At 55.8% G+C, this 26,616-nt stretch carries 25 protein-coding genes; 11 read left to right on the plus strand and 14 right to left on the minus strand.

The features are described 5' to 3' along the window. The first annotated feature begins 27 nt into the window (after nucleotides 1-27). Nucleotides 28-1,851 (plus strand): ribosome-dependent GTPase TypA, encoded by a 1,824-nt coding sequence (gene typA / locus AB6731_RS21555; RefSeq protein WP_014172248.1) that lies wholly within the window; start codon nucleotides 28-30, stop codon nucleotides 1,849-1,851. Nucleotides 1,852-1,934: 83 nt separating this feature from the next. On the opposite strand, the gene ompL is transcribed toward typA, so the two are convergent. The 7 genes from ompL to yihU form a co-directional block, all read right to left on the minus strand. Beyond that, nucleotides 1,935-2,621 (minus strand): porin OmpL, encoded by a 687-nt coding sequence (gene ompL / locus AB6731_RS21560; protein ID WP_020883984.1) that lies wholly within the window; start codon nucleotides 2,619-2,621, stop codon nucleotides 1,935-1,937. A 74-nt stretch (nucleotides 2,622-2,695) separates the two neighbouring features. After that, a complete protein-coding gene (locus tag AB6731_RS21565; protein ID WP_020883983.1) occupies nucleotides 2,696-4,120 on the minus strand; it encodes an MFS transporter in 1,425 nt (474 codons plus the stop codon). Nucleotides 4,121-4,163: 43 nt separating this feature from the next. Further along, nucleotides 4,164-5,546, minus strand: a complete 1,383-nt coding sequence (locus AB6731_RS21570; RefSeq protein ID WP_020883982.1) for an MFS transporter — start codon at nucleotides 5,544-5,546, stop codon at nucleotides 4,164-4,166. A gap of 45 nt (nucleotides 5,547-5,591) precedes the next feature. Further along, nucleotides 5,592-7,616, minus strand: coding sequence for an alpha-glucosidase (locus AB6731_RS21575; protein WP_371006784.1), 2,025 nt, complete (start codon nucleotides 7,614-7,616; stop codon nucleotides 5,592-5,594). A gap of 16 nt (nucleotides 7,617-7,632) precedes the next feature. After that, nucleotides 7,633-8,874 carry a sulfoquinovose isomerase gene (gene yihS, locus AB6731_RS21580; RefSeq protein ID WP_371006785.1) on the minus strand — a complete coding sequence of 414 codons (1,242 nt, stop codon included), beginning with the start codon at nucleotides 8,872-8,874 and terminating at the stop codon, nucleotides 7,633-7,635. Nucleotides 8,875-8,888: 14 nt separating this feature from the next. Then, nucleotides 8,889-9,764 (minus strand): sulfofructosephosphate aldolase, encoded by an 876-nt coding sequence (gene yihT / locus AB6731_RS21585; protein WP_014172242.1) that lies wholly within the window; start codon nucleotides 9,762-9,764, stop codon nucleotides 8,889-8,891. A gap of 17 nt (nucleotides 9,765-9,781) precedes the next feature. Further along, nucleotides 9,782-10,672: a sulfolactaldehyde 3-reductase gene (gene yihU, locus AB6731_RS21590; protein WP_371006786.1), complete on the minus strand. Its 891-nt coding sequence runs from the start codon at nucleotides 10,670-10,672 to the stop codon at nucleotides 9,782-9,784. A gap of 155 nt (nucleotides 10,673-10,827) precedes the next feature. Here yihU and AB6731_RS21595 point away from each other — a divergent pair, with 155 nt between their 5' ends. The 6 genes from AB6731_RS21595 (at nucleotide 10,828) to fabY (ending at nucleotide 15,576) form a co-directional block, all read left to right on the plus strand. After that, a complete protein-coding gene (locus AB6731_RS21595; RefSeq protein WP_044867216.1) occupies nucleotides 10,828-11,724 on the plus strand; it encodes a sugar kinase in 897 nt (298 codons plus the stop codon). A gap of 34 nt (nucleotides 11,725-11,758) precedes the next feature. Continuing rightward, nucleotides 11,759-12,559: a DeoR/GlpR family DNA-binding transcription regulator gene (locus tag AB6731_RS21600; protein WP_050737750.1), complete on the plus strand. Its 801-nt coding sequence runs from the start codon at nucleotides 11,759-11,761 to the stop codon at nucleotides 12,557-12,559. Between the two features lie 122 nt (nucleotides 12,560-12,681). After that, nucleotides 12,682-13,281 carry a glucose-1-phosphatase gene (yihX, locus tag AB6731_RS21605; RefSeq protein WP_014172238.1) on the plus strand — a complete coding sequence of 200 codons (600 nt, stop codon included), beginning with the start codon at nucleotides 12,682-12,684 and terminating at the stop codon, nucleotides 13,279-13,281. Next, nucleotides 13,275-14,156, plus strand: a complete 882-nt coding sequence (locus tag AB6731_RS21610) for a virulence factor BrkB family protein (protein ID WP_014172237.1) — start codon at nucleotides 13,275-13,277, stop codon at nucleotides 14,154-14,156. The genes yihX and AB6731_RS21610 overlap by 7 nt, the downstream gene beginning before the upstream one ends. Next, entirely contained in the window at nucleotides 14,153-14,590 is a 438-nt protein-coding gene (gene dtd, locus AB6731_RS21615; RefSeq protein WP_020883977.1) for a D-aminoacyl-tRNA deacylase, read from the plus strand. Before AB6731_RS21610 ends, dtd begins: the two co-directional genes overlap by 4 nt. Nucleotides 14,591-14,634: 44 nt before the next feature. Continuing rightward, nucleotides 14,635-15,576, plus strand: a complete 942-nt coding sequence (gene fabY, locus AB6731_RS21620) for a fatty acid biosynthesis protein FabY (protein ID WP_020883976.1) — start codon at nucleotides 14,635-14,637, stop codon at nucleotides 15,574-15,576. Between the two features lie 28 nt (nucleotides 15,577-15,604). Here fabY and AB6731_RS21625 read toward each other — a convergent pair whose 3' ends face one another. From AB6731_RS21625 to fdnG, 5 genes are all read right to left on the minus strand, one after another. Further along, complete coding sequence (locus tag AB6731_RS21625; RefSeq protein ID WP_371006787.1) at nucleotides 15,605-16,519, minus strand: alpha/beta hydrolase; 915 nt, start codon at nucleotides 16,517-16,519, stop codon at nucleotides 15,605-15,607. Nucleotides 16,520-16,784: 265 nt separating this feature from the next. Continuing rightward, nucleotides 16,785-17,714 carry a formate dehydrogenase accessory protein FdhE gene (fdhE, locus tag AB6731_RS21630; protein ID WP_040018302.1) on the minus strand — a complete coding sequence of 310 codons (930 nt, stop codon included), beginning with the start codon at nucleotides 17,712-17,714 and terminating at the stop codon, nucleotides 16,785-16,787. After that, entirely contained in the window at nucleotides 17,711-18,346 is a 636-nt protein-coding gene (gene fdoI, locus AB6731_RS21635) for a formate dehydrogenase cytochrome b556 subunit (RefSeq protein ID WP_014172232.1), read from the minus strand. The genes fdhE and fdoI overlap by 4 nt, the downstream gene beginning before the upstream one ends. Next, nucleotides 18,343-19,245: a formate dehydrogenase subunit beta gene (fdxH, locus tag AB6731_RS21640; protein WP_014172231.1), complete on the minus strand. Its 903-nt coding sequence runs from the start codon at nucleotides 19,243-19,245 to the stop codon at nucleotides 18,343-18,345. Before fdxH ends, fdoI begins: the two co-directional genes overlap by 4 nt. Before the next feature lie 12 nt (nucleotides 19,246-19,257). After that, nucleotides 19,258-22,308, minus strand: a complete 3,051-nt coding sequence (gene fdnG, locus AB6731_RS21645; protein WP_371006788.1) for a formate dehydrogenase-N subunit alpha — start codon at nucleotides 22,306-22,308, stop codon at nucleotides 19,258-19,260. A gap of 383 nt (nucleotides 22,309-22,691) precedes the next feature. Here fdnG and fdhD point away from each other — a divergent pair, with 383 nt between their 5' ends. Both fdhD and AB6731_RS21655 read left to right on the plus strand, forming a co-directional pair. Next, nucleotides 22,692-23,528 (plus strand): formate dehydrogenase accessory sulfurtransferase FdhD, encoded by an 837-nt coding sequence (fdhD, locus tag AB6731_RS21650; RefSeq protein WP_371006789.1) that lies wholly within the window; start codon nucleotides 22,692-22,694, stop codon nucleotides 23,526-23,528. A 114-nt stretch (nucleotides 23,529-23,642) separates the two neighbouring features. After that, complete coding sequence (locus AB6731_RS21655; RefSeq protein WP_086533032.1) at nucleotides 23,643-23,855, plus strand: DUF1471 domain-containing protein; 213 nt, start codon at nucleotides 23,643-23,645, stop codon at nucleotides 23,853-23,855. Between the two features lie 41 nt (nucleotides 23,856-23,896). Here the strand turns inward: AB6731_RS21655 and AB6731_RS21660 are convergent, their stop codons facing one another. Both AB6731_RS21660 and AB6731_RS21665 read right to left on the minus strand, forming a co-directional pair. Next, complete coding sequence (locus tag AB6731_RS21660) at nucleotides 23,897-24,220, minus strand: AzlD domain-containing protein (RefSeq protein ID WP_086533031.1); 324 nt, start codon at nucleotides 24,218-24,220, stop codon at nucleotides 23,897-23,899. Continuing rightward, the gene (locus AB6731_RS21665) at nucleotides 24,220-24,879 is read right to left on the minus strand and encodes an AzlC family ABC transporter permease (RefSeq protein ID WP_014172226.1); all 660 of its coding nucleotides are present in this window, start codon (nucleotides 24,877-24,879) and stop codon (nucleotides 24,220-24,222) included. The genes AB6731_RS21660 and AB6731_RS21665 overlap by 1 nt, the downstream gene beginning before the upstream one ends. 105 nt (nucleotides 24,880-24,984) lie before the next feature. Between AB6731_RS21665 and AB6731_RS21670 the strand changes: the two genes are divergently transcribed. Continuing rightward, a complete protein-coding gene (locus AB6731_RS21670; RefSeq protein WP_014172225.1) occupies nucleotides 24,985-25,533 on the plus strand; it encodes a helix-turn-helix domain-containing protein in 549 nt (182 codons plus the stop codon). Nucleotides 25,534-25,550: 17 nt separating this feature from the next. Further along, nucleotides 25,551-26,546, plus strand: a complete 996-nt coding sequence (locus AB6731_RS21675; protein WP_014172224.1) for a substrate-binding domain-containing protein — start codon at nucleotides 25,551-25,553, stop codon at nucleotides 26,544-26,546. The last annotated feature ends 70 nt before the right edge of the window (nucleotides 26,547-26,616 follow it).

A 26,616-nucleotide genomic window follows, 5' to 3' on the forward strand; every position in this document is an offset into this window, starting at 1 on the left:
GCTATTTCTAATGCCTGAGGCAAAGTTGTGATCGAAAATTTGCGTAACATCGCCATCATCGCGCACGTCGACCATGGTAAAACCACCCTGGTTGATAAGCTGCTGCAGCAGTCCGGTACGTTTGATGCTCGTGCCGAAACTCAAGAGCGTGTGATGGACTCCAACGATTTGGAGAAAGAGCGTGGGATTACTATCCTCGCGAAAAACACCGCTATCAAATGGAATGACTACCGTATCAACATCGTTGATACCCCAGGGCACGCCGACTTCGGTGGTGAAGTTGAGCGCGTGATGTCCATGGTGGATTCCGTGCTGCTGGTGGTTGACGCATTTGACGGCCCAATGCCGCAAACGCGCTTCGTGACCAAAAAAGCATTTGCCCATGGCCTGAAACCTATTGTTGTTATCAACAAGGTTGACCGTCCGGGCGCGCGTCCTGACTGGGTTGTTGATCAGGTGTTCGACCTGTTCGTTAACCTCGACGCGACCGACGAGCAGCTGGACTTCCCTATCATTTACGCTTCGGCGCTGAATGGTATCGCGGGTCTGGATCACGAAAATATGGCGGAAGACATGACTCCGCTGTATCAGGCGATTGTCGATCACGTACCGGCTCCGGATGTTGATCTTGATGGTCCGCTGCAGATGCAGATCTCCCAGCTGGACTACAACAACTACGTTGGCGTTATCGGTATCGGCCGCATCAAACGCGGTAAAGTGAAGCCGAACCAGCAGGTTACTATCATCGATAGCGAAGGCAAAACCCGTAACGGTAAAGTGGGCAAAGTGCTGACTCACCTGGGTCTGGAGCGTATCGACAGCGAACTGGCTGAAGCGGGCGACATCATCGCGATTACCGGTCTGGGCGAGCTGAACATCTCTGACACCATCTGCGACCCGCAGAATGTGGAAGCGCTGCCAGCCCTGTCCGTTGATGAACCAACGGTAACCATGTTCTTCAACGTCAACACCTCTCCGTTCTGTGGCAAAGAAGGTAAATTCGTTACCTCTCGTCAGATCCTTGACCGCCTGAACAAAGAGCTGGTGCACAACGTTGCGCTGCGCGTTGAAGAAACTCAGGATGCTGACGCATTCCGCGTTTCTGGTCGTGGTGAGCTGCACCTGTCTGTTCTGATCGAAAACATGCGTCGTGAAGGTTTCGAAATGGCGGTTTCCCGTCCGAAAGTTATCTTCCGCGAAATCGACGGCCGTAAACAAGAGCCGTTCGAGAACGTCACGCTGGACGTTGAAGAGCAGCATCAGGGTTCTGTTATGCAGGCTCTGGGTGAGCGTAAAGGCGACCTGAAAAACATGAATCCAGATGGCAAAGGCCGCGTACGTCTCGACTACGTGATCCCAAGCCGTGGTCTGATCGGTTTCCGTTCAGAGTTCATGACCATGACGTCCGGTACCGGTCTGCTGTACTCCACCTTCAGCCACTACGACGACGTGCGTCCGGGTGAAGTTGGCCAGCGTAACAACGGCGTTCTGATCTCCAACGGTCAGGGTAAAGCGGTTGCGTTTGCGCTGTTCGGTCTGCAGGATCGCGGTAAGCTGTTCCTGGGTCACGGTGCTGAAGTTTATGAAGGCCAGATCATCGGTATTCACAGTCGTTCTAACGACCTGACTGTAAACTGCCTGACCGGTAAGAAACTGACCAACATGCGTGCGTCCGGTACTGACGAAGCAACGGTTCTGGTTCCACCGATCAAGATGACCCTGGAGCAAGCTCTGGAGTTCATCGATGACGACGAACTGGTAGAAGTGACCCCACTGTCTATCCGTATCCGTAAACGTCACCTGACCGAGAACGATCGTAAACGTGCAATGCGCGGTGCGAAAGAAGAGTAATACGGTCAATCCGTAGGCCGGGTAAGCGCATGCGCCACCCGGCACGTAAAAAGCCGCTGAGCGATCAGCGGCTTTTTTTTTTATCAGAACGAATACCTTAACCCCAGGCGGATACGGTACTGCTCGCGGTTGTAATCATTCCATCTGTCCAGCCACTGAAGCTCAAGATAGGGCAGCCAGTTTTTATCGATTTTATAGCTAAATTTGTGAGTGATTTCCCAGTGATGGTCTTTGCCATTTTTGCTGTGGTAATCGTTCACGCGCTGGAAAAAATGCGGTTCAAAGGTATAGAAAAAAGCATCCGTGACCTTGAAATTCCAGTAGTTAGCGAATTCGTGGGTGTCGTTTTTATCCATCTGGCCGTTGTAGTCCGGCGTATCGTAATTGTTGTGGTTATAGCGATAGCGGAAGGTCAGATTAAACCAGTCGAGAAATTTATAATTGGTATCCAGATAGATAGCGCCTCCGGACCCGGCGCTGCTGTCATTCAGTAAACCGCCAGGCTGAAAGGTGAGTTTATCGGTCGGTTTAAAAAGCGGATACCACCCTTCTATTTCGTTATAGCTGTGCTTAAGCTCGTCCCATTTGCCCACGTTATAGGCGTTAGTGAACATCAGCCCCGCGCCCTTATCGAAGTTATAGCCAGCACGCAGGATCACTTCGTGCAGTTCAGAGGCCGTATTATAGGCTTCGCGCGTTTCGACATAGGCGCCGGCAACTGCCGAGCAGGACACAGACGACACAACCAGTGCAGTAACGATTCTTTTCATAATCAGTCCATGTATGAGGTACAGAAAGGCCCCCCTCCTGTTACACAGGAAGGGAATCAGGGCCGGATTTATTGTTATAAAGTGACTGCTGACGCTTTATTGTTGGTGGTTAACTCAGGGGGTTTTGCGGGTTGTTTTTTCCGTTTTCCAATCTCCTCAATAATAAAGGCGAAGCGTGCTTCGTTGAGTTTATAAAAGAGTCCCATGGTTATCGCGGCAACGATCGCCAGGCCGCACGGCCAGAGAAAAATTAGCTGACGGAGCCCCAGTAGCGTGCCCGCACTCTGCACGGCGTGTGGAATGTAGCCAATCTGCGTCAACATAATGCCCGGCAGGAAACCGGCGAGGGCGGCGGAGATTTTGCGCGAGAAGGTATAACCGGTATAAACCGATCCTTCGGCGCGAATGCCTGTTTTCCACTCGCCATAATCCACGGTATCGGGCACCAGCGCCCAGTTGAGGCTGTTTACGAATGCCGTACCGAAAAAGGCCATGCAGGAAAAGAGCACAAAGAGCAGGGAGCTGGTTCCCCAGAGGAAGTTCATTACGTCGCCCACGGCCCACAGCGTCAGCCCGCCAAGGTAGACCGGCTTCTTGCCGAAGCGCTTAACCGCGCCCGGCACCAGAAACACGCCAACCAGAATGCAGCCCATACTGAAAAAACCCATCCACGACAGCAGATGCAGATCGTTTAGCACGTACTGGGTGTAATAGACCTGAATCGCCAGTTTGATATTAAACGCGGCGAGGGTGCAAAGGTTGGCGATACACAACACCAGCAACGGCGGGTTGCGGAAAATGGCACAGAAGGATTTCAGGATGCCAGGCTTATGATGATCGGGCGTAACCTCCACATAGCGCTCTTTCACACCGCTGTAGCACCACCACATGCAGAACAGACCGCCGGTGACGAACACCAGTGCGGCCACCAGATAGCCGAGAGAGGGCTGGCTGACAAACAGCGCCTGGATTGGCATAAACCCCACGGTGCAGAGCAACAACCCAACCGTAGCGCCGCCCTGGCGCCAGGCCGCAAGCTGTGCCCGCTCGTTCGGATTTTTAGTGATGGCGGGAACCATCGCGCCGTAAGAGCAGTTCATCAGGCTATAACAGAGGCCAAACATCATGAAGAGCAGGGTGGCGATAGCGGTTTTCACCGTCAGGCTAAAATCGGTGGCCACAAACTGCGCCGTGGCCACCAGGGCAACCGGCACCGAGGCATAAAGAATAAACGGCCTGAATTTGCCTCTGGCACCGATGTTACGCCGCGAATCCAGCAACACCCCGGTCAGCATGTCGGTGAATGCGGTAAAGAACTTCGCCACCAGGAAAATAATGCCGCCATAAAAAGCGGGCATGCCCAGTTCATCAGTATAAAACTTCAGCAGATACAGCGTGCCAATACAGAGCATCAGGTTAGAGCCAAAATCGCCCATCCCGTAGGCGCACTTTTCGCGCAGGCTCAGCTTCAGGGTTAACGGATCACTCTTGTGTGTCATGGTCGATCCTCACAGCGCCCCGCAGGGCGCTCTCTCAAGTCAGTTATGCTGTACGTTTGCGCAGTTCAATTTCTTCCACGATGCGCACATACATCTTCTCGTTGAGGTTGTAGAAACAGCCCATCGCCACGATGGTGATGACGGCCAGCAGACTGGGGTAGATAAATATCAGCTGCCGCAGCCCTTCAACCGTTCCGGCGGATTGCACCACGTTTGGCACATAGCCGATTTGCGTGAGCATGATGCCGGGGAAGAAGCCGGCCAGCGCCTGTGAGACCTTCCGGAAGAAGGTAAAGCCGGTATAGACCGTCCCTTCGGATCGCACGCCGGTACGCCACTCGCCGTACTCCACGGTATCGGACACCAGCGCCCAGTTGAGGCTATTCACGAAGGCTGAGCCGAAGAAGGCCAGACAGGAGAACGCCACAAAGCTTACCGAACCACCGCCAAAGAAGTAGTTGAGCAGGTCGCCTGCCACCCAAATCAGCAGCCCGCTGATATAGACCTTTTTCTTGCCGAAGCGACGCACCGCGCCGGGCATCATAAAGACGCCGATAAAAATGCAGCCCATGCTGAAAAAGCCCATGTAGGACAACAGAATAGGGTCGTTCAGCACGTACTGCGTGTAATAAACCTGAATGGCGAGCTTAACGTTAAAGGCCCCCAGCGTGCACAGGTTGGCGATGCAGAGAATAAACAGCGGTCGGTTACCGGCGATGGCGCGAAACGACTGCAGCAGGCCGGGCTTCTGGGCTGGATTGGCGGGCTGCATTTCAACGTAACGCTCGGTCACGCCCTTATAGCACCACCACATAAAGAACAGCCCGAACAGCGAGAAGAGGGTCGCGGCAAAGATATACCCAAGCTGGTCATTGCCTTCAATCAGGTTCATTACCGGCACAAACCCGACGGTACAGAGCAGCAGGCCAAGCGTGGCGCCGCCCTGACGCCAGGCGGCCAGCGAAGCGCGCTCGTCCGGGTTTTTGGTAATGGCCGGCACCATCGCACCGTAGGAGCAGTTCATCATGCTGAAGAACAGGCCGTAAAGCATGAACAGCACGGTCGCCATCACTGTTTTGCCGGTGATTTCAAACGGCGTGCCGACAAAGTTTGCGATGGCCAGTAACGTCACCGGGAACGCCGCATACAGCACGAACGGGCGGAATTTGCCCTTAGGACCGATCTTGCGTCGGGAATCGAGCATGATACCCGTGCCCATATCGGTGAAGGCGGTGAAGAACTTGGCAATCAGGAAGATGATCCCGCCGTAGGTACCAGGCAGGCCAAGAACGTCGGTGTAGAACTTCAGCAGATACAACGTGCCGATATCCAGAAGGATGTTAGAGCCGAGATCGCCCATCCCGTAGGCGAGTTTCTCTTTAAACGGCAGGCGTAGCGTTGCCGGATCGGAAGCGTGTTGACGCATTATTGTTCTCCATCTGCCCGCAGGCTTCCCTGCGGGCGAGCCTTATCAGATATGACGTAAGGTGCTAAACAGCTCTGCCCATTCGCTTTGCTGGCGATAAAACACCGGCGGTTTGCCGAGCGGAGCGTCAACGGTGATGTCACCGCCCTCATGCGTTTCACCCGTCCAGGCATTCACCCAGGTGTCCTCAGGCAAATAGAGCGTCCAGTCACGACGGCCTTCTTCATGGACCGGTGCCACCAGCAGATCGCGGCCAAACAGATACTGGTATTTCAGCGTGTAGCTGCGCGCATCGTTTTCGTAATGCAGGAACAGCGGGCGCATCACCGGCAGGCCGCTTTTCGCGTTCTGCGCAACGGCGGCTTTTATGTAGGGCTTCAGGGTAGTGAAGACGGTCGTCATACGCGCAAAGTGGGCGATGGTTTCGCCGTCGCCATCAAACTGCCAGTTATCGCCAGGGCGGTTGCCCTCGTGGGTACGCATCATCGGTGTGAAGGCGCTGAAGTCGCACCAGCGCAGCAGCAGCTCTTTGCTGCGTTTCATCTCAAACAGCGTGGTATAACCGCCGATGTCGCTGTGATGCAGCCCGTGCCCGGTCATTGCCAGTGAGAGTGCCGCAGGAACCACTGACGCCAGACCGTCGTCCAGGCTCCAGTCGACGTTCTGATCGCCGGCCCACATCATCACCGAGTGTTTCTGGCTGCCGGTATAACCCGCGCGCATAAAGAACAGGATCTCGCCGAGCTTGCCGGTCTCTTCCAGCGCCTCGTAGTTACATTTCGCCCATAGCGCAGGCCAGGCGTTATGCATGATTTCCGCGCTCACGCCGTTGTGCAGGAAGGTATCAGTCGGCAAATATTCACCAAAATCAGCCATCCAGCCGCCACAGCCCAGCGCTATCAGGTTCTTTTTGATGACCTCTTTGTACCAGTCGTAGGCTTCCGGATTCGTCAGGTCGATAACGCCCGCATAGAACTCGCCGAACTCGACGTGATAGTCCTGCCCGTCGGCGTTTTTGGTCAGATAGCCGCGTTTCGCCGCCTCTTCACAGAGGTCTCTGTCGCTGGCCACGTAAGGGTTGATATAGGAGAGGAACTGCACGCCTTCCTGCTTCCACTGCGGGATACGTGTATCCAGCTGCGGATACAGATCGCTGTTCCACTTCCAGTTCCACATCACGCGTTTGCCAAAGGAGGTCATCCGGATGCCGGACCAGTCCTGCGCCCAGATACCGTTCACCTTCACACCGCCGTTGCGCATGGTGTCGAGCTTTTGCTGGCACACGTCGGTGCCGCCCTGAACGCCCAGCGTTACCTCGTCGTAAACCCAGTCCGGCAGTTCGGGCTGACGGCCCAGTAACCCGGTCAGTTTTTCCAGCAGATCGGCATACGTTTGCGCACATTCGAAGCGCAGCGTGGCGTTATCTTCCCAGAAGGCCAGCTCGTGGAACCCCGGCGCGCTGAAGTCGAAATTCATATAACAGCTGTTATCCACGTGGCAGTAGTACTTCTGGGTACTCACAAAGGTGGGTTGCGGGAAGAAGGTCCAGTAGTAATCGCCGCCCGCGTTCTCTTTGCAGTCTGCCTGCCAGGTGACGTAGGTCTGCTTATTACGGCCCACGCCCTGCTCGCTGGTCCACAACGGGAACGGCTTGCCGCGCAGGTCGAAGTAGGAGAACTGCTCTCCGCAACCATAGATATGATCCTCGGGCTGGGCCGCCAGCCGCAGCCAGATGCGGTTATGGCTGGAGGCATCATTTTTGAGTTTCAGCTCCAGGCGTCCTTCGGCATCCACACCCACCAGTAGCGTGGCGCTGACGGCGTCACCCCGGGTAAAGCGAATCGCCCAGCCCGCATTTTGCGGCGCGACGGTGGCCTCGGTCAGGGCAATTTTTTCGTTGAGTTTGTCTTTGATGCTGAAGTTGCCGCGAAACATCTCGATATCGGCTTCACCTGCGCCGATCCACAGGCACGGGGTGTCGGCGGTGTGGGACAGAATCAGACGATCCTGCCAGCTCAGGGTGAAACCATGTTCACTGCTTTTAAGAATAATATTGTGTAGGGTACGCATAAGATCTCCGTTTTTATTATTTGGCCTGGCTATCCAGTAATCCGGCGGCAACGGCCGGGGCTAACCCTGGCGCCAGCGGTAAGCGAGGGATCACCAGGCAATGCAGCAGATGATAAATATCCTGCTTGCCGTCCCAGACTTTGGTGGTCACTTCGTTATGGATATCCAGCTCCTGCCACCATGAACCGTTCTCGTAGTCGATCAGGTATTTGATGCAGTAATCCCACCATTTCTGATACCAGGCTTCGTACTGCGCCTCGCCGGTGACGGTATAGAGCGCATAGGCCGTTCCCATCGCTTCGACAATCGGCCAGCGCACGCGCTCGCGAACGATGGGTTTACCATCCCAGCCAACGGAATAGACAAAACCGTCGGCACCATCGGGTGCCCAGGCGTCGCGGATTGTGGCGTGGAACAACCCTTTTGCATCTTCCAGCAGCCATGCGGGGGGTGTTTCAAAACGCGCTTCCAGCGCAGCGCGCAGGTGCAGCATCAGGCGGCCCCACTCGATCCAGTGGCCTGGCGTACCGCCGTAGGCGCGAAAACGGTGAGCGGGGTTATCAATGTTGTAATCGCGGATGGGGTTCCATTGCGTATCGAAATGCTCATTAACCCGGTACTCGCCCTTGCGTGCCACGTCGTGAATGATCACCGAGGCAATGCGCAGGGCGCGGTCGAGCCATTTACGGTCATGCGTCACGTCATACACAATCAGGAAGGCTTCGACAGCGTGCATATTGGCGTTGCCACCACGGTACTCTTCGGTTTTGCTGAAGGCCTCATCCCAGGATTCCAGGCACATCTGTTCCTGTTCGCTCCAGAAATAACGCTCAATCACCTTGATGGCATCGTCCAGTAACTTGCGAGCCTGTGGATGGCCGGTGGTGACGGCGCTGGCCGCACCCAGCAAAACAAAGAAGTGCTGATAGCCCTGCTTGGAGGCATCCATAACGCCTTCATCGTTAATACAGGCGTACCAGCCGCCATATTGCGGGTCACGCAGCGGACCGTTCAGGGCGTTGATGCCATGCTCCACCAGGGCATATGCGCCGGGACGCCCCATGTTTGCCGCCACGGCATAAACGTGCAGCATACGGGCGGTGATCCACAGATGCGTGCCCATATCGCTGCGCACCTGACCGTTATTGCCCAGCCAGCCAAAGCCGGTCGGCACGGCGGCGTTTTTACCGAAATCGAGAATGCGGTCAGTCTCTTGTTCAAGCCAGCGGTTATGGCTCAGGGTGTTAAACCATTTCATGTTCGGGTCCTTTCTTAACGGCGAGCCATCATTTCGTCGACGATCTCACCCAAACGCTGCAGTTTCGGCACAGAAATATCACGGAGCATCAGTTCCGTGTCCGGCAGGCCAATCACTGATGACCAGACGGCGCGGCCGGCTAAAAAGCCGGATGCGCCCGCCTGCATCGCAACACTCACCGCCCTTGGGAACAACTTATCGTCCACGCCGGATGAGAGGATCACCCACGGCATGGCGATGTTCTCGTTCAGTTTTTGCGAGGCAGTCAGCAATTCCTGCTGAGAGCCTTTGCCGAACAGGGGCATCTCCACTTTGTAAAGGTCAGCTCCGCTGTCTCCCAGCTCTTTTGCCGCGTCGATAATGGCCTGTTCACGATTAAACGTCGCGCCGCGACGCGGCGGGCGGACTACCGGCTCAATAATGCTGAGCAGTCCATTGTTATGGCACAGCTGATTGAACGCCTTCACCATCTCCAGACGCTGCTGCGGATCTTCGTCGCTACGCCACAGCACCAGTAGCTTCAGCGCTTTACCGCCATCGCGCCTGACCGCCTGAGCATCAACGTTTTTATCGATGACGACGCTGTCAACGGGGATCCCGTTCCCCGGAATAAATTCGTCTGCTGCCACAATCATCGCGCAGCTTTTGGCAACGGCCTGTTGCTCAACGATCTGCTGGTAGCAAAACTGCTGATCGACAAGAATGGCGGAGGCATACGGCGACAGAATCTTGGCCGCGTTGACCTTAAAGTCGGTGAGATGCCGATCGGTGACCGGCACCGGGGCGCCCGCCGCAGCAAACATCAGGCGCATCGCTTCGCGCTGGTCAACGGCCAGCATTGCAAAACCGCCGGAAGGTCGGGTGATATCTTTCAGGGTGTACATCGTCATTCCTCAGTCCTTTCGTATCAGTGTGTTTTTTTCAGCCCGGCGGATGCGCGAACCTGTTCAAGAATGGCTGTCCAGTCTTCGCGCCCGCGTCCGGCGGCTCGCGCCTGGTTGTAGACTTCACGGGAGGCGGCGCCCAGCGGCATCGGGACGTGGAGCTGGTTTGCCACGTCCAGCGCGATCCCCAGATCTTTATGCGCGAGGTCGATCATAAAGGCCGGTGTAAGATCGCCTTTGAGCACCTTGTTAGGCCATGAGGTGGTGAAGTGGCCTTTGCCTGCTGGCGTACCGCTCATGACGCTGAGCGCCACATCGAAAGAGAGGCCGAGGGCTTCACACAGCACGGCGGCTTCAGCGGACAGCGCGTTCAGGGCAATGCTCATGTAGTTGTTAATAAGCTTCACGCGGATGCCCATGCCTGGCCCACCTGCGTTTATCAGTTCATTGCCCATCGCCATCAACACCGGCGTGGCACGTTCAACCTGCTGCGCGGTGCCGCCAGCCAGAAGGAGTAATGTTCCGGCGACGGCATGGTCCGATGTGCGTCCGACAGGCACATCCATCATGCTGAAACCACGTTCAGCCATGTCGCTGATCAGGGCATCGGTCTGTAGCGGGTGAATGGTGGACATATCAATGACCAGCCCTTCGCGGGATAACCCTTCGCAGACGCCCTGCTCACCAAACAAGACTGTGCGAACCAGGTCTCCGTTTGGCAGCATGGTAATGACAAATTCGGCCTCCTTTACTGCCTGTGCAGGCGTGGCTGCAGCCCGGGCTCCACGCGCCACCAGAGCCTGTATCGCCTGCGGGTTTACATCAAAAACGTGAAGCTGGTGGCCCTGTTTAAGCAGATTCGTTGCCATGGGCGCACCCATCTGTCCTAACCCGATAAAGGCAATTGCTGACATGCTTCTCTCCTGTCACATCGTGTCAATTATTGAGCGTTTGTGTTGTCTGTTTTTGATCGTATTTGTAATTTATAGTCAAAAAATTGACAGGGGTCACTTTTTAAACATTTCGTGAAATTAAAATGAGAGCATCAGAAAACGCAGAAGGAATCACCATGACTCGCATCGTTTGTGTCGGCATTACCGTGCTGGATCGCATCTGGTATCTCGATGATTTACCGAAAGAAGGTGGCAAATATGTCGCAAAAGACTATACGGAGGTGGGCGGCGGTCCTGCGGCGACTGCGGCGGTGGCGGCAGCGAAACTGGGGGCTGAGGTGGACTTTATTGGCCGGGTGGGTGATGACGATACCGGCAGAAGACTGCTCGCGGAGCTGGAGTCCCTGGGGGTAAACACGCGCTATACGCGGATGGTGAAAGGAGCCCGTTCATCGCAATCGGCCGTGCTGGTGGATGGCCACGGGGAGCGTGTTATTGCTAACTACCCCAGCCCCGATCTCCCGACTACAGCGGCATGGTTGCAGGATATCGATTTTTCGCAATGGGATATCGTATTAGCCGACGTGCGCTGGCACGAAGGGGCTAAACAGGCGTTCACCCTTGCCCGCCAGCAGGGCGTCAGCACGCTGCTTGATGCCGATGTCACCCCGCAGGACATTGCTGAACTGGTCGCCTTAAGCGATCACGCGGCCTTCTCCGCGCCGGGTTTGCGGCGTTTAAGCCAGCTGGACGATACGGAAAACGCGCTGAGAAAAGCACAAACGCTCACAAATGGACATGTCTACGTCACGCAAGGGCGTGAAGGGTGTTACTGGCTGGAGCAGGGCGCGCTTCGTCATCAGCCGGGATTTGCGGTCGACGTGGTGGATACCACAGGTGCAGGGGATGTCTTTCACGGCGCGCTGGCGGTGAGTCTGGCGCAGCAGGGGGCGTCACCAGACGCGGTACGTTTCGCGAGCGCGGTTGCGGCACTGAAATGTACCCGGCCCGGCGGACGGGCGGGTATACCTGACTGTGATCAAACCCGCTCTTTTTTGTCACTTTTTGTATAAAATGCGGGGCGTGATGGTTTTCAGAGGACAGCCCATGAGCCTTACCGAACTGACCGGCAACCCGCGGCACGATCAACTGCTTACGTTGATTGCTGACCGCGGCTATATGAACATTGATGAACTGGCGCAACTGCTGGACGTCTCAACGCAAACCGTGCGCCGGGATATCCGCAAGCTGAGTGAGCAGGGGCTGATCACGCGTCATCATGGCGGCGCGGGCAGGGCATCCAGCGTGGTGAACACCGCATTTGAGCAACGTGAAGTCTCCTTGACCGAAGAGAAGCGGGCCATTGCCGAAGCGATTGCCGACTACATTCCTGATGGTTCAACCATCTTCATTACTATCGGGACGACGGTGGAGCACGTTGCCCGGGCGCTGCTCAACCATCATCATCTGCGCATCATCACCAACAGCCTGCGGGTGGCGCATATTCTGTATAAGAACCCGCGCTTTGAAGTGATGGTGCCTGGCGGTACGTTGCGTCCGCATAACGGAGGCATTATCGGGCCTGCAGCGACGGCGTTCGTGTCAGGCTTCCGTGCCGATTACCTGGTGACCAGCGTCGGAGCAATTGAACACGACGGCGCGATGATGGAGTTTGACGTTAATGAAGCCAGCGTGGTGAAAACCATGATGGCCCACGCGCGACATATTTTACTGGCGGCCGATCATACGAAATACCACGCCTCTGCTGCCGTTGAAATTGGTAACGTGTCGCAGGCAACCGCGCTCTTCACCGATGAGCTACCGGGATCTGCGCTGCACAATCATCTCAAATCCAGCAAGGTTGAAGTCGTTGAGGTGAATTCAGGCGACGAACAGCAGGCAGGCTAACCCTTCTTAATGGCCCGATATTCAGGCTCGGGCCTTTCCTTTCTGTAAGCTGAATCTGGCGCATAGCCAAACCTTATCTTTCCCGCTACAGTTACTTTTCCACGGCGAGCAGGAGATAAAAAATGCTTTATATCTTTGACTTAGGAAATGTAATCGTCGATATCGATTTTAATCGGGTGCTGGGCGCATGGAGCGACTTTAGCCGTGTCCCGCTGGCGACGTTAAAGCAGAGTTTCGCCATGGGCGAGACCTTCCATCAGCACGAGCGCGGCGAAATTAGCGATGAAGAATTTGCTGAACGTCTGTGTCATGAAATGGATGTGCCGTTAAGTTACGAGCAGTTTTCCCATGGCTGGCAGGCAGTATTCGTCGCGATCCGCCCGGACGTGATCGCCATTATGCATAAACTCCGCGAGCAGGGGCATCGGGTTGTGGTGCTGTCGAATACTAACCGTCTGCATACCACGTTCTGGCCTGACGAGTATCCTGAGGTGCAGGCGGCGGCCGATAAAATCTACCTCTCCCAGGAGATGGGTATGCGTAAACCCGAAGCGCGTATCTATCAGGCGGTTCTGCAGGCGGAAGGATTCACCGCGGCCGATGCGGTCTTTTTCGACGACAATGCCGATAATATAGAGGGAGCTAACCAGTTGGGTATCACGTCAATTCTGGTGACCGGAAAGGAGACGATACCAAACTATTTTGCGAAGCAGTTATGCTAAAAACCGTTCATCAAAAAGCCACGCATCATACTCGTCCGCTCAGGGCGTGGCTGAAACTGCTCTGGCATCGCATTGATGAGGACAACATGACCACGCTGGCGGGTAACCTCGCCTACGTGTCACTGCTCTCGCTTGTGCCGCTGGTGGCCGTCATTTTTGCGCTATTTTCCGCTTTTCCGATGTTTGCAGATGTCAGCCTGCAGCTTCGCCACTTTGTCTTTGCGAATTTTATTCCCGCCACCGGGGACGTCATACAGAACTACATTGAACAGTTTGTCGCAAACTCCAGCAAAATGACGGCGGTCGGGGCGTGTGGCCTGATCGTCACGGCGCTGTTATTGATGTACGCCATAGATAACGCGCTGAATGCCATCTGGCGGAGTAAAAAGGCGCGGCCCAAGGTTTATTCCTTTGCGGTGTACTGGATGATCTTAACGCTGGGGCCCTTGCTGGCCGGTGCGAGTCTGGCTATCAGTTCGTATCTGCTTTCGCTGCGCTGGGCCAGCGATCTCAACGGCGTTATCGATAACCTGTTGCGTATCTTCCCGCTGATTTTATCGTGGCTCTCTTTCTGGCTGCTGTACAGCGTGGTACCGACCACGCGCGTGCCTAACCGCGATGCGGTCGTGGGCGCGCTGGTCGCGGCATTGCTCTTTGAACTGGGCAAAAAAGGGTTTGCCCTTTACATCACCATGTTCCCGTCTTATCAGCTGATTTACGGCGTGCTGGCGGTGATCCCCATTTTATTTGTCTGGGTCTACTGGACCTGGTGTATCGTCTTGCTTGGTGCCGAAATAACTGTCACTCTCGGCGTATACCGCGAACTTAAAAAAGCAGCAGAAGCTGAAAAACAACAAGAAGCAGACCAACCATGATTGCATTGATACAGCGCGTAACCCGTGCCAGCGTCACCGTGGAGGGAGAGGTGACGGGTGAAATTGGCCCAGGACTTTTAGTGTTGTTAGGTGTCGAAAAGGATGATGACGAACAGAAAGCCAACCGCTTATGCGAGCGCGTGCTGGGCTACCGCATTTTCAGCGATGCGGAAGGTAAGATGAACCTGAACGTTCAGCAGGCGGGTGGCAGCGTGCTGGTGGTCTCCCAGTTTACGCTGGCGGCCGATACCGAGCGCGGCATGCGCCCGGGTTTCTCTAAAGGTGCCGCACCGGATCGTGCAGAAGCCCTTTACGAGTACTTTGTGGCGCGTTGTCGTCAACAGGACATGAATACGCAAACCGGACGATTCGCTGCAGATATGCAGGTATCGCTGGTGAACGATGGCCCCGTCACATTCTGGCTCCAGGTATGAGCCAACTGGCGGCGTGGCCGCGGGTAACAAGAGAGAGTACAGCTATGTATCACCTTCGAGTACCGCAAACGGAAGAAGAGTTAGAAGCCTATTACCAGTTCCGCTGGGAAATGTTACGCAAGCCATTACATCAGCCAAAAGGGTCTGAGCGCGACGCCTGGGATGCGATGGCCCATCACCAGATGGTGATGGACGAAGAGGGTAACCTCGTCGCCGTCGGGCGTTTGTACATCAATGCCGATAACGAAGCTTCAATCCGCTTTATGGCGGTTCATCCTTCCGTGCAGGATAAAGGCCTCGGCACCTTGATGGCGATGACCCTTGAGTCCGTCGCCCGTCAGGAAGGGGTTAAGCGCGTCACCTGTAGCGCCCGCGAAGACGCCGTCGAATTCTTCGCCAAACTCGGTTTTGTTAACCAAGGGGAAATCACCGCCCCGCAAACCACGCCGATTCGTCACTTTTTGATGATTAAACCCATCGCTACGCTGGATGATATTCTCCATCGCGCCGACTGGTGTGGGCAGCTCCAGCAGGCCTGGTATCAGCACATTCCCCTGAGTGAAAAAATGGGCGTGCGTATTCAGCAGTACACCGGGCAAAAATTCATTACCACCATGCCGGAAATCGGCAATCAGAACCCCCATCACACCCTGTTTGCCGGCAGCCTGTTTTCACTCGCCACGCTGACCGGCTGGGGGCTAATCTGGCTGATGCTCCGCGAACGCCATCTTGGCGGCACCATTATTCTGGCCGATGCCCATATTCGTTACAGCGCGCCGATCAGTGGTAAGCCGAGCGCCGTTGCCGATCTTGGCGCACTCGGGGGCGATCTCGATCGCCTGGCGCGCGGGCGTAAAGCGCGCGTACAGATGCGCGTTGAACTGTTCGGCGATGAAACGCCGGGTGCCGTCTTTGAAGGTACCTACATTGTTCTTCCTGCGAAGCCGTTTGGCGCGTTTGAAGAGGGTGGAAACGAAGAAGAGTAGGCTCCGGCGTCCCGGCATGATTGCCGGGCTAATTCCCCGCGCCGATCCGTCTGGCAATATCCCTCAGAAGATCGCGCGCAGACGGGCTGACCCCACCAAGCTGGAAAAATCCATGGATAACCCCCAGCCACCGCTGAGCCGTACACGTGACGCCTTGCTCAGTCAGGCGCTGATATAGCGCCTCACCTTCGTCGCAAAGCGGATCAAACTCGGCAGTAATGATGTGCACGGGAGGCAGGCCGCTAAAATCCTTTCGCCAGAGCGGGCTCGCTTCAGGATGCTGGCGTTCCGTGTTGGCCAGATAGAGCTCATATCCGCTCAGCAGCGTATCGCGAGTGATGACGTAATCCGCGCCGTTACGGGTATAGCTTTCAAAATAGGCCGTGGCATCCAGCATCGGGTAGATAAGAATGAGCTGCGCAGGCTGCCAGAGTCCGGAAGACGTGAGCCGCAGGGCAGTCACCAGTGCCAGATGGCCTCCCGCGCTGTCCCCGCACAGGGTGATACGGTTTTTATCCACACCAAACATATCCGCGTATTGCCAGATCAGATGTGCGCCTCTTTCTGCATCATCATGGGCGGCAGGGTAGGTATGTTCAGGAGCAAGTCTGTACTGGATCGCAATGACGCGGCAGTTGCCATAAAACGCTAACTGGCGCAGTTGATTATCGTGAGTATCGAAGCCGCCGCTGATAAAGCATCCCCCGTGGTAGTAGATAACGGTCGGCAGCTTTTCAGCAGTATCTGGCGGAGAGAAGACGCGATATGTGATGCCTTCGAGGTTCTGCGTCTCTACGTCAACGCGCGTTTCTGTCTCACCGGCAAGCGCCGTGCTGGCAATATAGCCTGCTCTCCGGTCATCAATACTTTGGCTACGCGCAGAAGGACGTCCTGCTGCGATGAACGCCTGAACCAGCGTATCAATCCCTTTTTCGAGTGCCATGTGGGTCCCTTTAATCTGTATGAATATACAGTGTTATAACTCAGTTTGTTGTCGGGTGAAACAGGGAAAACGAGGCTGAAAACGATTCTGGAAAGCGGCTCGCAAAAGTAAACATGGATGTTAAATTTGGCTTTAGTCCTGAATAACGCACGTGTAGTTTGCCTGCACAGTGATGCTGGAAGATATGCGAGAGGAAGGCGAGGATGTTTCAGTCAACCAGATACAGGCCGGGCAAACCAACGTTGCCCGGCACTGTGAGTGGGGATTACTCCCCTTCACCCGGGAACAAGAACGGGTTAATAGAGCTGCGGGCAAAGCCCTCTTGCTCCATTTTGGCGTCCAGAATCAGCGAGGCGAGATCGTCGGCGACGGCTTCGACTTTCGGGTCTTTTTCCTGATAAAGGATCTTCAGGTAGGTACCGCAGTCGCCGCAGCTTTCAGCTTTGACCGCCGCGTCTTCATTTTCCAGCGACCAGTAGTTGAGATCGCGCGTCTGCTCGCAGTTGCTGCATTTAATGCGCACCACGTGCCACTCGGTTTCACACAGGTTGCAGTGCAGATAACGCAGCCCCTGAGTGGTACCGATCTGCACCATGCTGGACACCGGCATTGAGCCGCATACCGGGCAGAATTGACGCGCTTCACCGTATTCGGCGCGGGCTTTACCCGGGATCAGGCTGGCCATTTGCGCCCAGTAAAGCGACAACGCCGCCCAGATGAACGGCGCTTTGTCGCTGCTGACCAGGGAGAAATCGGACGCAAACAGCGCGCTCGCCATCTCTTCCAGCTCCTGATCGGAGGCTTTTTCCAGATTCTCAATGACCGCCAGCGCGGTACCGCTCATCTCGGGTTTCAGCTCGGCAATCAGGGAGTGCAGCAGCGTATGCCAGTGCTTATCGCGCGGCAGAACGTGGATATCCAGCGGAGGCTTACCCTGCTCGCTGGCCTCTTTGATGCGCGCGGTCAGGTCAATTTGCAGCGGGTGGTCGTAGAGCACCACTTCCTGCGCATGGGCAACCAGCGCGGCAAAACGCAGAAAATCGCCCAGTGGGTTGTTCTCTGCCAGCTCGCGCAGACGCTCTGCGCGGCGGTTATAGAGGTTCTTGAGTCTGGGGAATAACAACGGCGGAATATATTCCGCCGTGCGTTTCTCGCTCGAACCCAGCTCATCTTGCGGGATTATGCGAATACTCATTCAGATGACTTTTCCTGTTTCTGGCGGACCTCTCGGTACCAGCGCGGGTGATGTTTCTTCGCCCACGTACTGGTTACCCAGCCTTCCACCATCGCGGTAATGGTGCCTTTCACCCAGAGGGCGGCGTAAATATGCACCATGATAACCACAATTAACGCCACTGCGGCAAATGAATGCAGCATCAGCGCGAATCGGATCACCGGGATTGAGAAAGCAGGCGCAAAATACGGACGCCAGATGATCACGCCGCTCACCAGCAACAGGACCAGGAAGATAATCGCCGCCCAGAATACGCACTTCTGGCCGAAGTTATAACGCCCGGTATCACCCACTTCCTCGTTGACGACGATCTTACGAATATTCTTCGCCCAAAAGATATCATCCCGATTGATTAGGTTATGGTGCCAGTATCGGAAAAACATGATGATGAACGACGCGAACATGATGACGCCAACAAACGGGTGCAGTATACGCGCCAGCTGTGGTGTCCCCATGATCTGCATCAGCCAGTTGAAGGAGGGGAAGAAGAACCCCAGCCCGCTTATCGCCGCCAGCATGAAGCAGAAGGCGGTGACCCAGTGGTTGATGCGTTCCGGCGCGGTATAGCGCACGATGGTGTCACGTTTTTTCATTTGCGCACCTCGTCTTTCTCTTCATGCAGGTTGTCGTCTTCCTCTTCCGCGCGGTTCGGACCGACACCGACATAGTGGAAGATGCTCGCTGCGAAGGTGGCAGCAAAACCCACCGCTGCCAGCGGTTTCCAGATGCCTTTCCAGAACTTCACGGTCGCGCTGATTTCCGGGTTCTCCGGCAGGCCGTGATACAGATTCGGCTTGTCTGCGTGGTGCAGCACATACATCACGTGCGTGCCGCCCACGCCGGCCGGATCGTACAGGCCTGCGTTGTCGTAGCCACGGGTTTTCAGTTCGCCCACGCGTTCAGCCGCCAGCGTTTTCATATCCTCTTTGGAACCAAAGTGGATAGCGCCCGTCGGACAGGTTTTCACGCACGCAGGCTCCTGGCCGACGTTTACGCGGTCTACGCACAGCGTGCATTTGTAGACGCGGTTGTCTTCCGGGTTCATGCGAGGGACATCGAACGGGCAGCCCGCTATGCAGTAGCCGCAGCCAATGCACTGCTCGGACTGGAAGTCGACGATACCGTTAGCATACTGAATGATAGCCCCTTCTGACGGACATGCCTTCAGGCAGCCCGGATCCGCACAGTGCATACAGCCGTCTTTGCGGATAAGCCATTCCAGTTTGTCGTTCTGTTCCACTTCCGAGAAACGCATCACCGTCCAGGACTTGGCGGTCAGGTCAGCCGGGTTGTCGTACACCCCGACGTTGTGACCCACTTCATCACGGAGGTCGTTCCACTCAGAACAGGCCACCTGGCAGGCTTTACAGCCGATACAGGTGGTCACGTCGATAAGCTTCGCCACTTCCTGCTGGTGGTCCCGCGCCTGAGGCGCGGGCGTGAAACCGTTAGTCGCGGAACGACGGATAATGTCTTGAGATTGATAAGCCATAAGTCGTCTCCGTTACACCTTTTCCACGTTCACGAGGAAGGCCTTAAACTCCGGCGTCTGCGTGTTCGCATCACCGACGAACGGCGTCAGGGTGTTCGCAATGAACCCTTTCTTCGCCACGCCCTCATAACCCCAGTGAATCGGAATACCGATGGTATCCACCTGCTGACCGTGAACGTTCAGCGTGCGAATACGCTTGGTCACTACCGCCTTGGCCTTGATGTAGCCACGGTTAGAAGAGACCTTCACGGTATCGCCATGGGCAATGCCGAGCTTGTTCGCCAGCTTCTCGCCGATCTCCACAAACTGTTCCGGCTGCGCGATAGCGTTAAGCAGCGCGTGCTTGGTCCAGTAGTGGAAGTGTTCGGTCAGACGGTAAGTGGTGCCCACATACGGGAACTTGTCTTTTTTACCCAGCGCGTCGAAATCGCCCTTAAAGATGCGGGCTGCCGGGTTAGAGACCACGTTCGGGTGCAGCGGGTTGGTGCCCAGCGGCGTCTCAAACGGCTCGTAGTGTTCCGGGAATGGCCCTTCCGCCATCTTATCGATAGCAAACAGGCGTCCCATCCCTTCGGGCTGCATGATAAACGGCCCGACATCGCTGCCTGGAGGGGCAGTACTGTAGTCCGGAATATCCACACCGCCCCATTTCGCGCCGTCCCATTTCAGCAACTGACGCTTCGGATCCCACGGATTACCCTGTGGGTCAGCGGAAGCACGGTTGTAGAGAATGCGGCGGTTCAGCGGCCATGCCCAGGCCCAGCCCAGCGTATTGCCGAGGCCTGACGGGTCAGCGTTATCGCGGTTAGCCATCTGGTTACCTTTCGGCGTCCAGCTACCGGCAAAGATCCAGCAGCCACTGGCGGTCGTGCCGTCATCACGCAGGTGCGCGAAGGTACTGAGCTGATCGCCTTTCTTCGCCAGCACCGTCCCGGTGGCCGGGTCGATAACATCTGTCAGCGCTTTACCGTTGCTCTCCATCGCCACTTCTTCCGGCGCTGGGTTTTCCGGCGTCGAGTAGTTCCAGGTCATGTTCAGCACCGGTTCCGGGTTCGCACCGCCTTCTGCCGCATACATCTTACGCAGGCGTAAGAAGATACCGGCCAGGATCTCGCCGTCGTTCATGGCGATGCCAGGGGCGTCCGCACCTTTCCAGTGCCACTGCAGCCAGCGGCCAGAGTTCACGATGGAACCGTTCTCTTCCGCGAAGCAGGTAGAAGGCAGACGGAACACTTCAGTCTGAATCTTCGATGGGTCAACATCATTCGACTCACCGTGGTTCTGCCAGAAGGTCGACGTCTCGGTGTTGAGTGGGTCAATCGTCACCAGGAACTTCAGTTTCGACAGCGATTCAACCACCTTGTTCTTGTTCGGGAAAGAGGCGACCGGGTTAAAGCCCTGGCAGAGATAGCCATTCACCTTGCCCTGATGCATCATCTCGAAGTACTGCAGAACGTCGTAACCTTTGTCCCACTTCGGCAGCCAGTCAAAGCCCCAGCTGTTTTCCGCTGTCGCTTTGTCACCGAAGAAGGCTTTCATCATCGAGACGAAGAACTTCGGATAGTTGCCCCAGTAGTTCACCTGACCTTCGAGCAACGGTTTAGGCGTGCTGGCTGTGAGGTAGGTTTGCAGGTCGGTCTGTTTTTCGCTTGGCAGGTTCATGTAACCTGGCAGGCTTTGAGACAGCAGACCAAGGTCGGTCAGACCCTGAATGTTGGAGTGACCACGCAGGGCGTTCACGCCGCCGCCAGCCATCCCCATGTTGCCGAGCAGCAGCTGAACCATCGCCATGGTACGGATGTTCTGCGCGCCGACAGAGTGTTGGGTCCAGCCGAGTGCGTAGAGGAACGACGCCGTTTTGTCTTTCGCGCTGGTTTCGGCGATAAGCTCGCACACCTTCAGGAAGTCTTCCTTCGGCGTACCACAGATGTTTTCGACAACGTCCGGCGTGTAGCGGGAAACATGCTCTTTCAGCAGGTTCCACACGCAGCGCGGATGCTGCAGCGTCGTATCACGCTTCGCAAAGCCTTTCTCGTCCAGCTCATAGTTCCAGCTGGTCTTGTCGTATTTGCGTTTTTCGGCGTCATAACCGCTGAACAGTCCATCTTCGAAGTGGTAATCCTCACGCACGATCAGGCTGGCGTTGGTATAGGCTTCGGTGTATTCGCGGTTATATTTTTCGTTGGTCATCAGGTACAGCAATACGCCTGACAGGAAAGTGATGTCAGTACCTGAACGAATAGGGGTGTAGAAATCCGCCACTGACGCAGTACGCGTAAAGCGGGGATCGATCACAATCAGTTTCGCACCGTTGTGGATTTTGGCTTCCATCGCCCAGCGGAACCCGACAGGGTGCGCTTCAGCGGCGTTACCGCCCATCACCACGATAAGGTTGGCGTTCTTGATGTCGACCCAGTGGTTGGTCATCGCACCGCGACCAAATGTTGGAGCAAGACTTGCTACCGTTGGTCCGTGTCAGACACGCGCCTGGTTGTCGACCGCGAGCATACCGAGTGCACGCGTAAATTTCTGGGTTAAATAGCCGGTTTCGTTACTGGAAGCAGAGGCACACAGCATCCCGGTGGAAAGCCAGCGGTTGACGGTGACGCCTTCAGCGTTCTTCGCAATAAAGTTGGCATCGCGGTCTTCTTTAATCAGTTTAGCGATGCGGTCAAATGCGTCTTCCCAGCTGATTTGCTGCCATTTATCGGAACCTGGCGCACGATATTCAGGGAATTTGAGGCGGCTTTCGGAGTGGATAAAGTCAACCAGGCCGGCACCTTTCGGGCACAGCGCGCCGCGGTTGACCGGATGGTCCGGGTCACCTTCGATATGGAAGATAGACGCTTTGGCGTTTTTAGCACCGTCGCCGAGGCTATACATCAACAGCCCGCAACCGACAGAGCAGTACGTACAGGTATTACGGGTTTCACGGGTGCGCAGCAGTTTATATTGCCGCGTCTCCGCCAGCGCTACACCGGGTGCAAAACCCAGTGCCGCCGCCGTGGTGCCTGCCATACCGCCAGCGCAGATCTTAAAGAACTGCCTTCTGCTGACCTGCATGGGTCACTCCTTGTTTCGACATTGCTTACATATGTAGTTTTGACTTCGCGGTTGAACGGTGACCGCAAAGGAGAAAAATTTGCGTTAATCCCTCAGTTCTACGAGGGATATCATCAGAATACCACAATGTCGGTACGCCTGTTCCAATGGCGTTAATACAAAGTGAACGTATTATCACTGTGTTGATTATAAAGTGTGACACGAGTCACATTATTGCCCCGACATGTTAAAGGGCTGTATCACCGCCTCGGTTGCGCCTCTCCCAAATGAGTAGGTAAACTTGATGAGGATGGGTGCTGAAAAGTTGATCCATACTATGCGTATGGCCTGCGGTTTATGATGCAATAGCAGGCTCACCTCCGTGGTTGTTCAGGAATACCGCTGTGTCTAAACAAAACCATGTTACCCACTCGTCGCCACTGCCTGCCGGTATCGTGGAACTGTCGGTACACAGACCGCCCCACATTACCCACACCACGCCTGATTTTCTGGCGGAGGAAGTGCCCGTTGCTCTGGTTTACAACGGTATTTCCCATGTGGTGATGATGGCCTCGCCGAAAGATCTGGAGCTGTTCGCGATTGGCTTTTCCCTCTCGGAAGGCATCATTGAGCACCCGCAAGAAATTTACGGTATGGATGTGGTGAAGGCCTGCAACGGCCTTGAAGTGCAAATCGAACTCTCAAGCCGCCGCTTTATGGGGCTCAAAGAGCGGCGACGCGCGCTGGCCGGGCGTACCGGATGCGGGGTTTGCGGGGTAGAGCAGCTCAATGATATCGGTAAGCCTGTCGCACCTCTGCCGTTTACCCAGACCTTCAATCTGGCCCATCTCGACCATGCCCTTGAACATCTGAATGACGTGCAACCTGTCGGCCAGCTGAGCGGATGCACGCATGCGGCGGCATGGGTTCTGCCATCGGGCGATATTGCCGGGGGGCACGAGGATGTCGGCCGCCATGTGGCGCTGGATAAACTGATGGGCCGCCGGGCGCGTGAAAGCGACCTCTGGCAGCAGGGGGCGGCACTGGTCTCCAGCCGCGCCAGCTACGAGATGGTGCAAAAGTCGGCGATGTGCGGTGTTGAAATCCTTTTTGCCGTATCGGCCGCGACCACGCTGGCGGTAGAAGTGGCGGAGCGCTGTAACCTGACGCTGGTGGGGTTCTGTAAGCCGGGAAGGGCGACGATTTATACCCATCCGCAGCGATTAATAGTTGATCAGTAAATTTGAAAAAGAATAGCAAATCCTTCCGCTTTTAGTTGTTCATGATGAGGTCTACTATTTATCTCATCAAGGCACGGTGCCTTAAAAAAATGACTAATTGAAAGGGTTTATATCATGAAAAGCATCAAAAATTTTGTCGCAGTAATCGCTCTGGCTACATCTTTCGGTTCTTTCGCTGCACAGACTGTGACCGCAACCGCCTCTACCATTGATGGTGCAGAAGCCAAAATTGCTGCACAGGCTCAGGAAGCGGGCGCGTCATCTTACAAAATTACGCAGGCGTTTACGGGTAACCGCGTACACATGACCGCTGAACTGAACAAATAAGCTGCCACACCGTCGAAAGAGCGCCCCCGGGGCGCTTTTTTTTATTGGATACCCGCCAGACGCAGCAATGCAGTCACGACCGCTGCCGCCACGATCACCACAATTAACGGCATTTTTCGCCATGCCAGAAACACTGCAAACGCCACGCCCAGTACGCGCGCCATACCGGCAAAATGCTCACCTTCATAGAAGGTGGTCGCCAGCGCGACGGAAAACAGCAAAACCGTTGCCGCATCTGAAAGCAGAGCCTGAGAGCGGTCTGTCAGCGCCAGTCGGTTGCCGAGTTTTGCCCCGCCGAGACGCATTAAATAGGTTCCCAAAGAAAGAAGGGCGATACCGAGAATAAAGACCGTCATATTCCCCATTATTTTTTCCTCGCAGCAAGACCGAGTAAAGAGAGCAAAACCGGTAAACCCACCGGGGCAAACGGCACGGCGGCCAGTGACAACGCAGCACCGCTGCAGGCGCGGATCAGGGTGGTGCGATTTTTAAAAGCCGGCACCACTAACGCCAGTAAAATCGCCGGGAATACCGCATCCAGCCCGATGGTTTCAAGGTCCGGCAACAGTTTGCCAACCATGGTGCCCAGCAATGTACCCAGCGGCCAGACGATCGCCACGCCTAAACCGCATAACCAGTATGCCGCCTTACGCTGTTCGGGCGTTTTTTGCGACAACCCGAACACCACGCTTTCGTCGTTCATAATGTGGCAACCCAGAAAACTCAGGCCACGTTTACCCACCAGTTCACGCACCGTCACTCCAAACGGTACATGACGTGCATTAACCAGTAATCCGGCAGCCGCCGCTGCCAGAGGGTTACCGCCGCTTGCCACAATGCCGATAAACATAAATTCAGAGGCACCCGCCAGCACGGTAATGGAGAGTAAAAATGGGACCCAGACCGGGAAACCGTAGGCCATTGCCAGCGAGCCATAGGACATCCCGACGACGCCTACCGCGAGACACACCAGGATGATTGCTTTTATCGTGTCGCCTTTCAGGGTGGAGAGATGATGCTTCATACAATTTTAGCCATATCGAACGTATTTCCATTATAATGAACGCATCAGAACCGTTTTTCAAGACGAACGATTCGTTCGATTTATAGAACAAAGGGGGCCGTTTTTATGACGCAGCCAATCAGCGTGATCGCTAAAAGTCTGGTGCGAGAACGCCTGCGAACCGGACTTTCACTGGCGGAAATCGCGCGCCGTGCCGGGATCGCTAAATCCACGCTGTCGCAGCTGGAGTCCGGCAACGGGAATCCCAGCCTGGAGACGCTCTGGTCACTCTGTGTGGCGCTGGACATTCCTTTTGCCCGTTTGCTCGAACCGCAGCAGCCGACCACTCAGGTGATCCGCCGTGGAGAAGGAACGAAGGTGGTTGCCGGACAGGCTAACTATGAAGCCATTTTGCTGGCGGCGTGCCCGCCGGGCGCGCGTCGTGACATCTACCTGTTACTCACCCAGCCGGGGGCCGACCGCATTTCTCAGCCACATCCGGCAGGCTCAGTGGAGCATATTATTGTGACGCAGGGTAGAGCGCTGGTTGGTCTGATCGACGCGGCGGAAGAGCTTGGCCCGGGGGATTACATTTGCTATCCCGCTGACCAGCCGCATATCTTTAAGGCCCTGGAGCCGGATACGCACGCGCTTCTGGTGGCTGAACAAAATTAACGCAGATACGGAAAATCATGTCGCTTAAAGCCATTGCCAAAGAACTGGGGCTGTCTGTTACCACCGTCAGCCGCGCCCTTAACGGGTATGACGATGTCTCCCGCGAGACGCGCGCCCGCGTCGAAGCGGAGGCTCAGCGCCGTGGCTACCGGCCAAACACCTTCGCGCGTCGCCTGAAGATGGGCAAAATCGACGCCGTGGGTCTGGTTTTTCCGGTGCATCCTGTTCCGCTCAATAACAGCGTCTTTATGGACATGGTCGGCGAAATTAGCCACGAACTGGCGCGACATGAAATCGATCTCCTGCTGATTGCCGATGACGATCTGGCGGACAAGCACAGCTATATGCGTATGGTGCAAAGTCGTCGCGTGGATGCGCTGATTGTGGCGCACACGCTGGATCATGACCCGCGGCTGGAACAGCTTCAGGCCGCCGGTTTTCCCTTTCTCGCGCTCGGGCGCAGCCAGCTGCCGCAGCCCTATGCGTGGTTTGATTTCGACAACTATGCCGGCACGTACAATGCCACCCGCTGGCTGATTGAAAAGGGGCATCGCCGCATCGCCTTGCTGGGTGAAAGCAACAATCAGGCCTTCATCACCCAGCGCCGCCAGGGTTATCTGGATGCGCTACGCGAAGCCGGGTTATCCAGCGAATGGCTGCGCGCTATGCCGCCTTCGCGCCGCGTGGGATACGCCACGACGAATGAACTTCTCTCCCTGCCGCAGCCCCCCACGGCCATCATTACCGACTGCAACACTCACGGCGACGGCGCGGCCATGGCGCTGGCGCAGCGGGGTCTTCTCTGCGGTGAAAACGCCGTTTCGCTGGTGGTTTACGACGGCTTACCGCAGGACAGCATTGTCGATGTTGATGTGGCGGCGGTTATTCAGTCCACCCGCCAGGGCGTCGGGAAACAGATCGCTGACATGGTGCGTCAGTTGATTAACGGCGACGATATCGCTCAGCTTCAGGTGCTCTGGCAGCCAGAGTTCTTCCCGGGCCAGACGGCCTAAACACAGCAAAATTCCAAAGCCGATCACAGATCCGAAACGTTTTGGTTTGTATCCGAAACGTTTCGGATCA

Source organism: Enterobacter sp. RCC_40 (assembly GCF_041360735.1).
Taxonomy (GTDB): Bacteria; Pseudomonadota; Gammaproteobacteria; order Enterobacterales; family Enterobacteriaceae; genus Enterobacter; species Enterobacter ludwigii.

Coding starts and splice junctions, on each gene's coding strand:
- ompL (WP_020883984.1), bottom strand. CDS start 2,621: ATGAAAAGAATCGTTACTGCACTGGTTGTGTCGTCTGTGTCCTGCTCG.
- AB6731_RS21565 (WP_020883983.1), bottom strand. CDS start 4,120: ATGACACACAAGAGTGATCCGTTAACCCTGAAGCTGAGCCTGCGCGAA.
- AB6731_RS21570 (WP_020883982.1), bottom strand. CDS start 5,546: ATGCGTCAACACGCTTCCGATCCGGCAACGCTACGCCTGCCGTTTAAA.
- AB6731_RS21575 (WP_371006784.1), bottom strand. CDS start 7,616: ATGCGTACCCTACACAATATTATTCTTAAAAGCAGTGAACATGGTTTC.
- yihS (WP_371006785.1), bottom strand. CDS start 8,874: ATGAAATGGTTTAACACCCTGAGCCATAACCGCTGGCTTGAACAAGAG.
- yihT (WP_014172242.1), bottom strand. CDS start 9,764: ATGACGATGTACACCCTGAAAGATATCACCCGACCTTCCGGCGGTTTT.
- yihU (WP_371006786.1), bottom strand. CDS start 10,672: ATGTCAGCAATTGCCTTTATCGGGTTAGGACAGATGGGTGCGCCCATG.
- AB6731_RS21595 (WP_044867216.1), top strand. CDS start 10,828: ATGACTCGCATCGTTTGTGTCGGCATTACCGTGCTGGATCGCATCTGG.
- AB6731_RS21600 (WP_050737750.1), top strand. CDS start 11,759: ATGAGCCTTACCGAACTGACCGGCAACCCGCGGCACGATCAACTGCTT.
- yihX (WP_014172238.1), top strand. CDS start 12,682: ATGCTTTATATCTTTGACTTAGGAAATGTAATCGTCGATATCGATTTT.
- AB6731_RS21610 (WP_014172237.1), top strand. CDS start 13,275: ATGCTAAAAACCGTTCATCAAAAAGCCACGCATCATACTCGTCCGCTC.
- dtd (WP_020883977.1), top strand. CDS start 14,153: ATGATTGCATTGATACAGCGCGTAACCCGTGCCAGCGTCACCGTGGAG.
- fabY (WP_020883976.1), top strand. CDS start 14,635: ATGTATCACCTTCGAGTACCGCAAACGGAAGAAGAGTTAGAAGCCTAT.
- AB6731_RS21625 (WP_371006787.1), bottom strand. CDS start 16,519: ATGGCACTCGAAAAAGGGATTGATACGCTGGTTCAGGCGTTCATCGCA.
- fdhE (WP_040018302.1), bottom strand. CDS start 17,714: ATGAGTATTCGCATAATCCCGCAAGATGAGCTGGGTTCGAGCGAGAAA.
- fdoI (WP_014172232.1), bottom strand. CDS start 18,346: ATGAAAAAACGTGACACCATCGTGCGCTATACCGCGCCGGAACGCATC.
- fdxH (WP_014172231.1), bottom strand. CDS start 19,245: ATGGCTTATCAATCTCAAGACATTATCCGTCGTTCCGCGACTAACGGT.
- AB6731_RS21655 (WP_086533032.1), top strand. CDS start 23,643: ATGAAAAGCATCAAAAATTTTGTCGCAGTAATCGCTCTGGCTACATCT.
- AB6731_RS21660 (WP_086533031.1), bottom strand. CDS start 24,220: ATGGGGAATATGACGGTCTTTATTCTCGGTATCGCCCTTCTTTCTTTG.
- AB6731_RS21665 (WP_014172226.1), bottom strand. CDS start 24,879: ATGAAGCATCATCTCTCCACCCTGAAAGGCGACACGATAAAAGCAATC.
- AB6731_RS21670 (WP_014172225.1), top strand. CDS start 24,985: ATGACGCAGCCAATCAGCGTGATCGCTAAAAGTCTGGTGCGAGAACGC.
- AB6731_RS21675 (WP_014172224.1), top strand. CDS start 25,551: ATGTCGCTTAAAGCCATTGCCAAAGAACTGGGGCTGTCTGTTACCACC.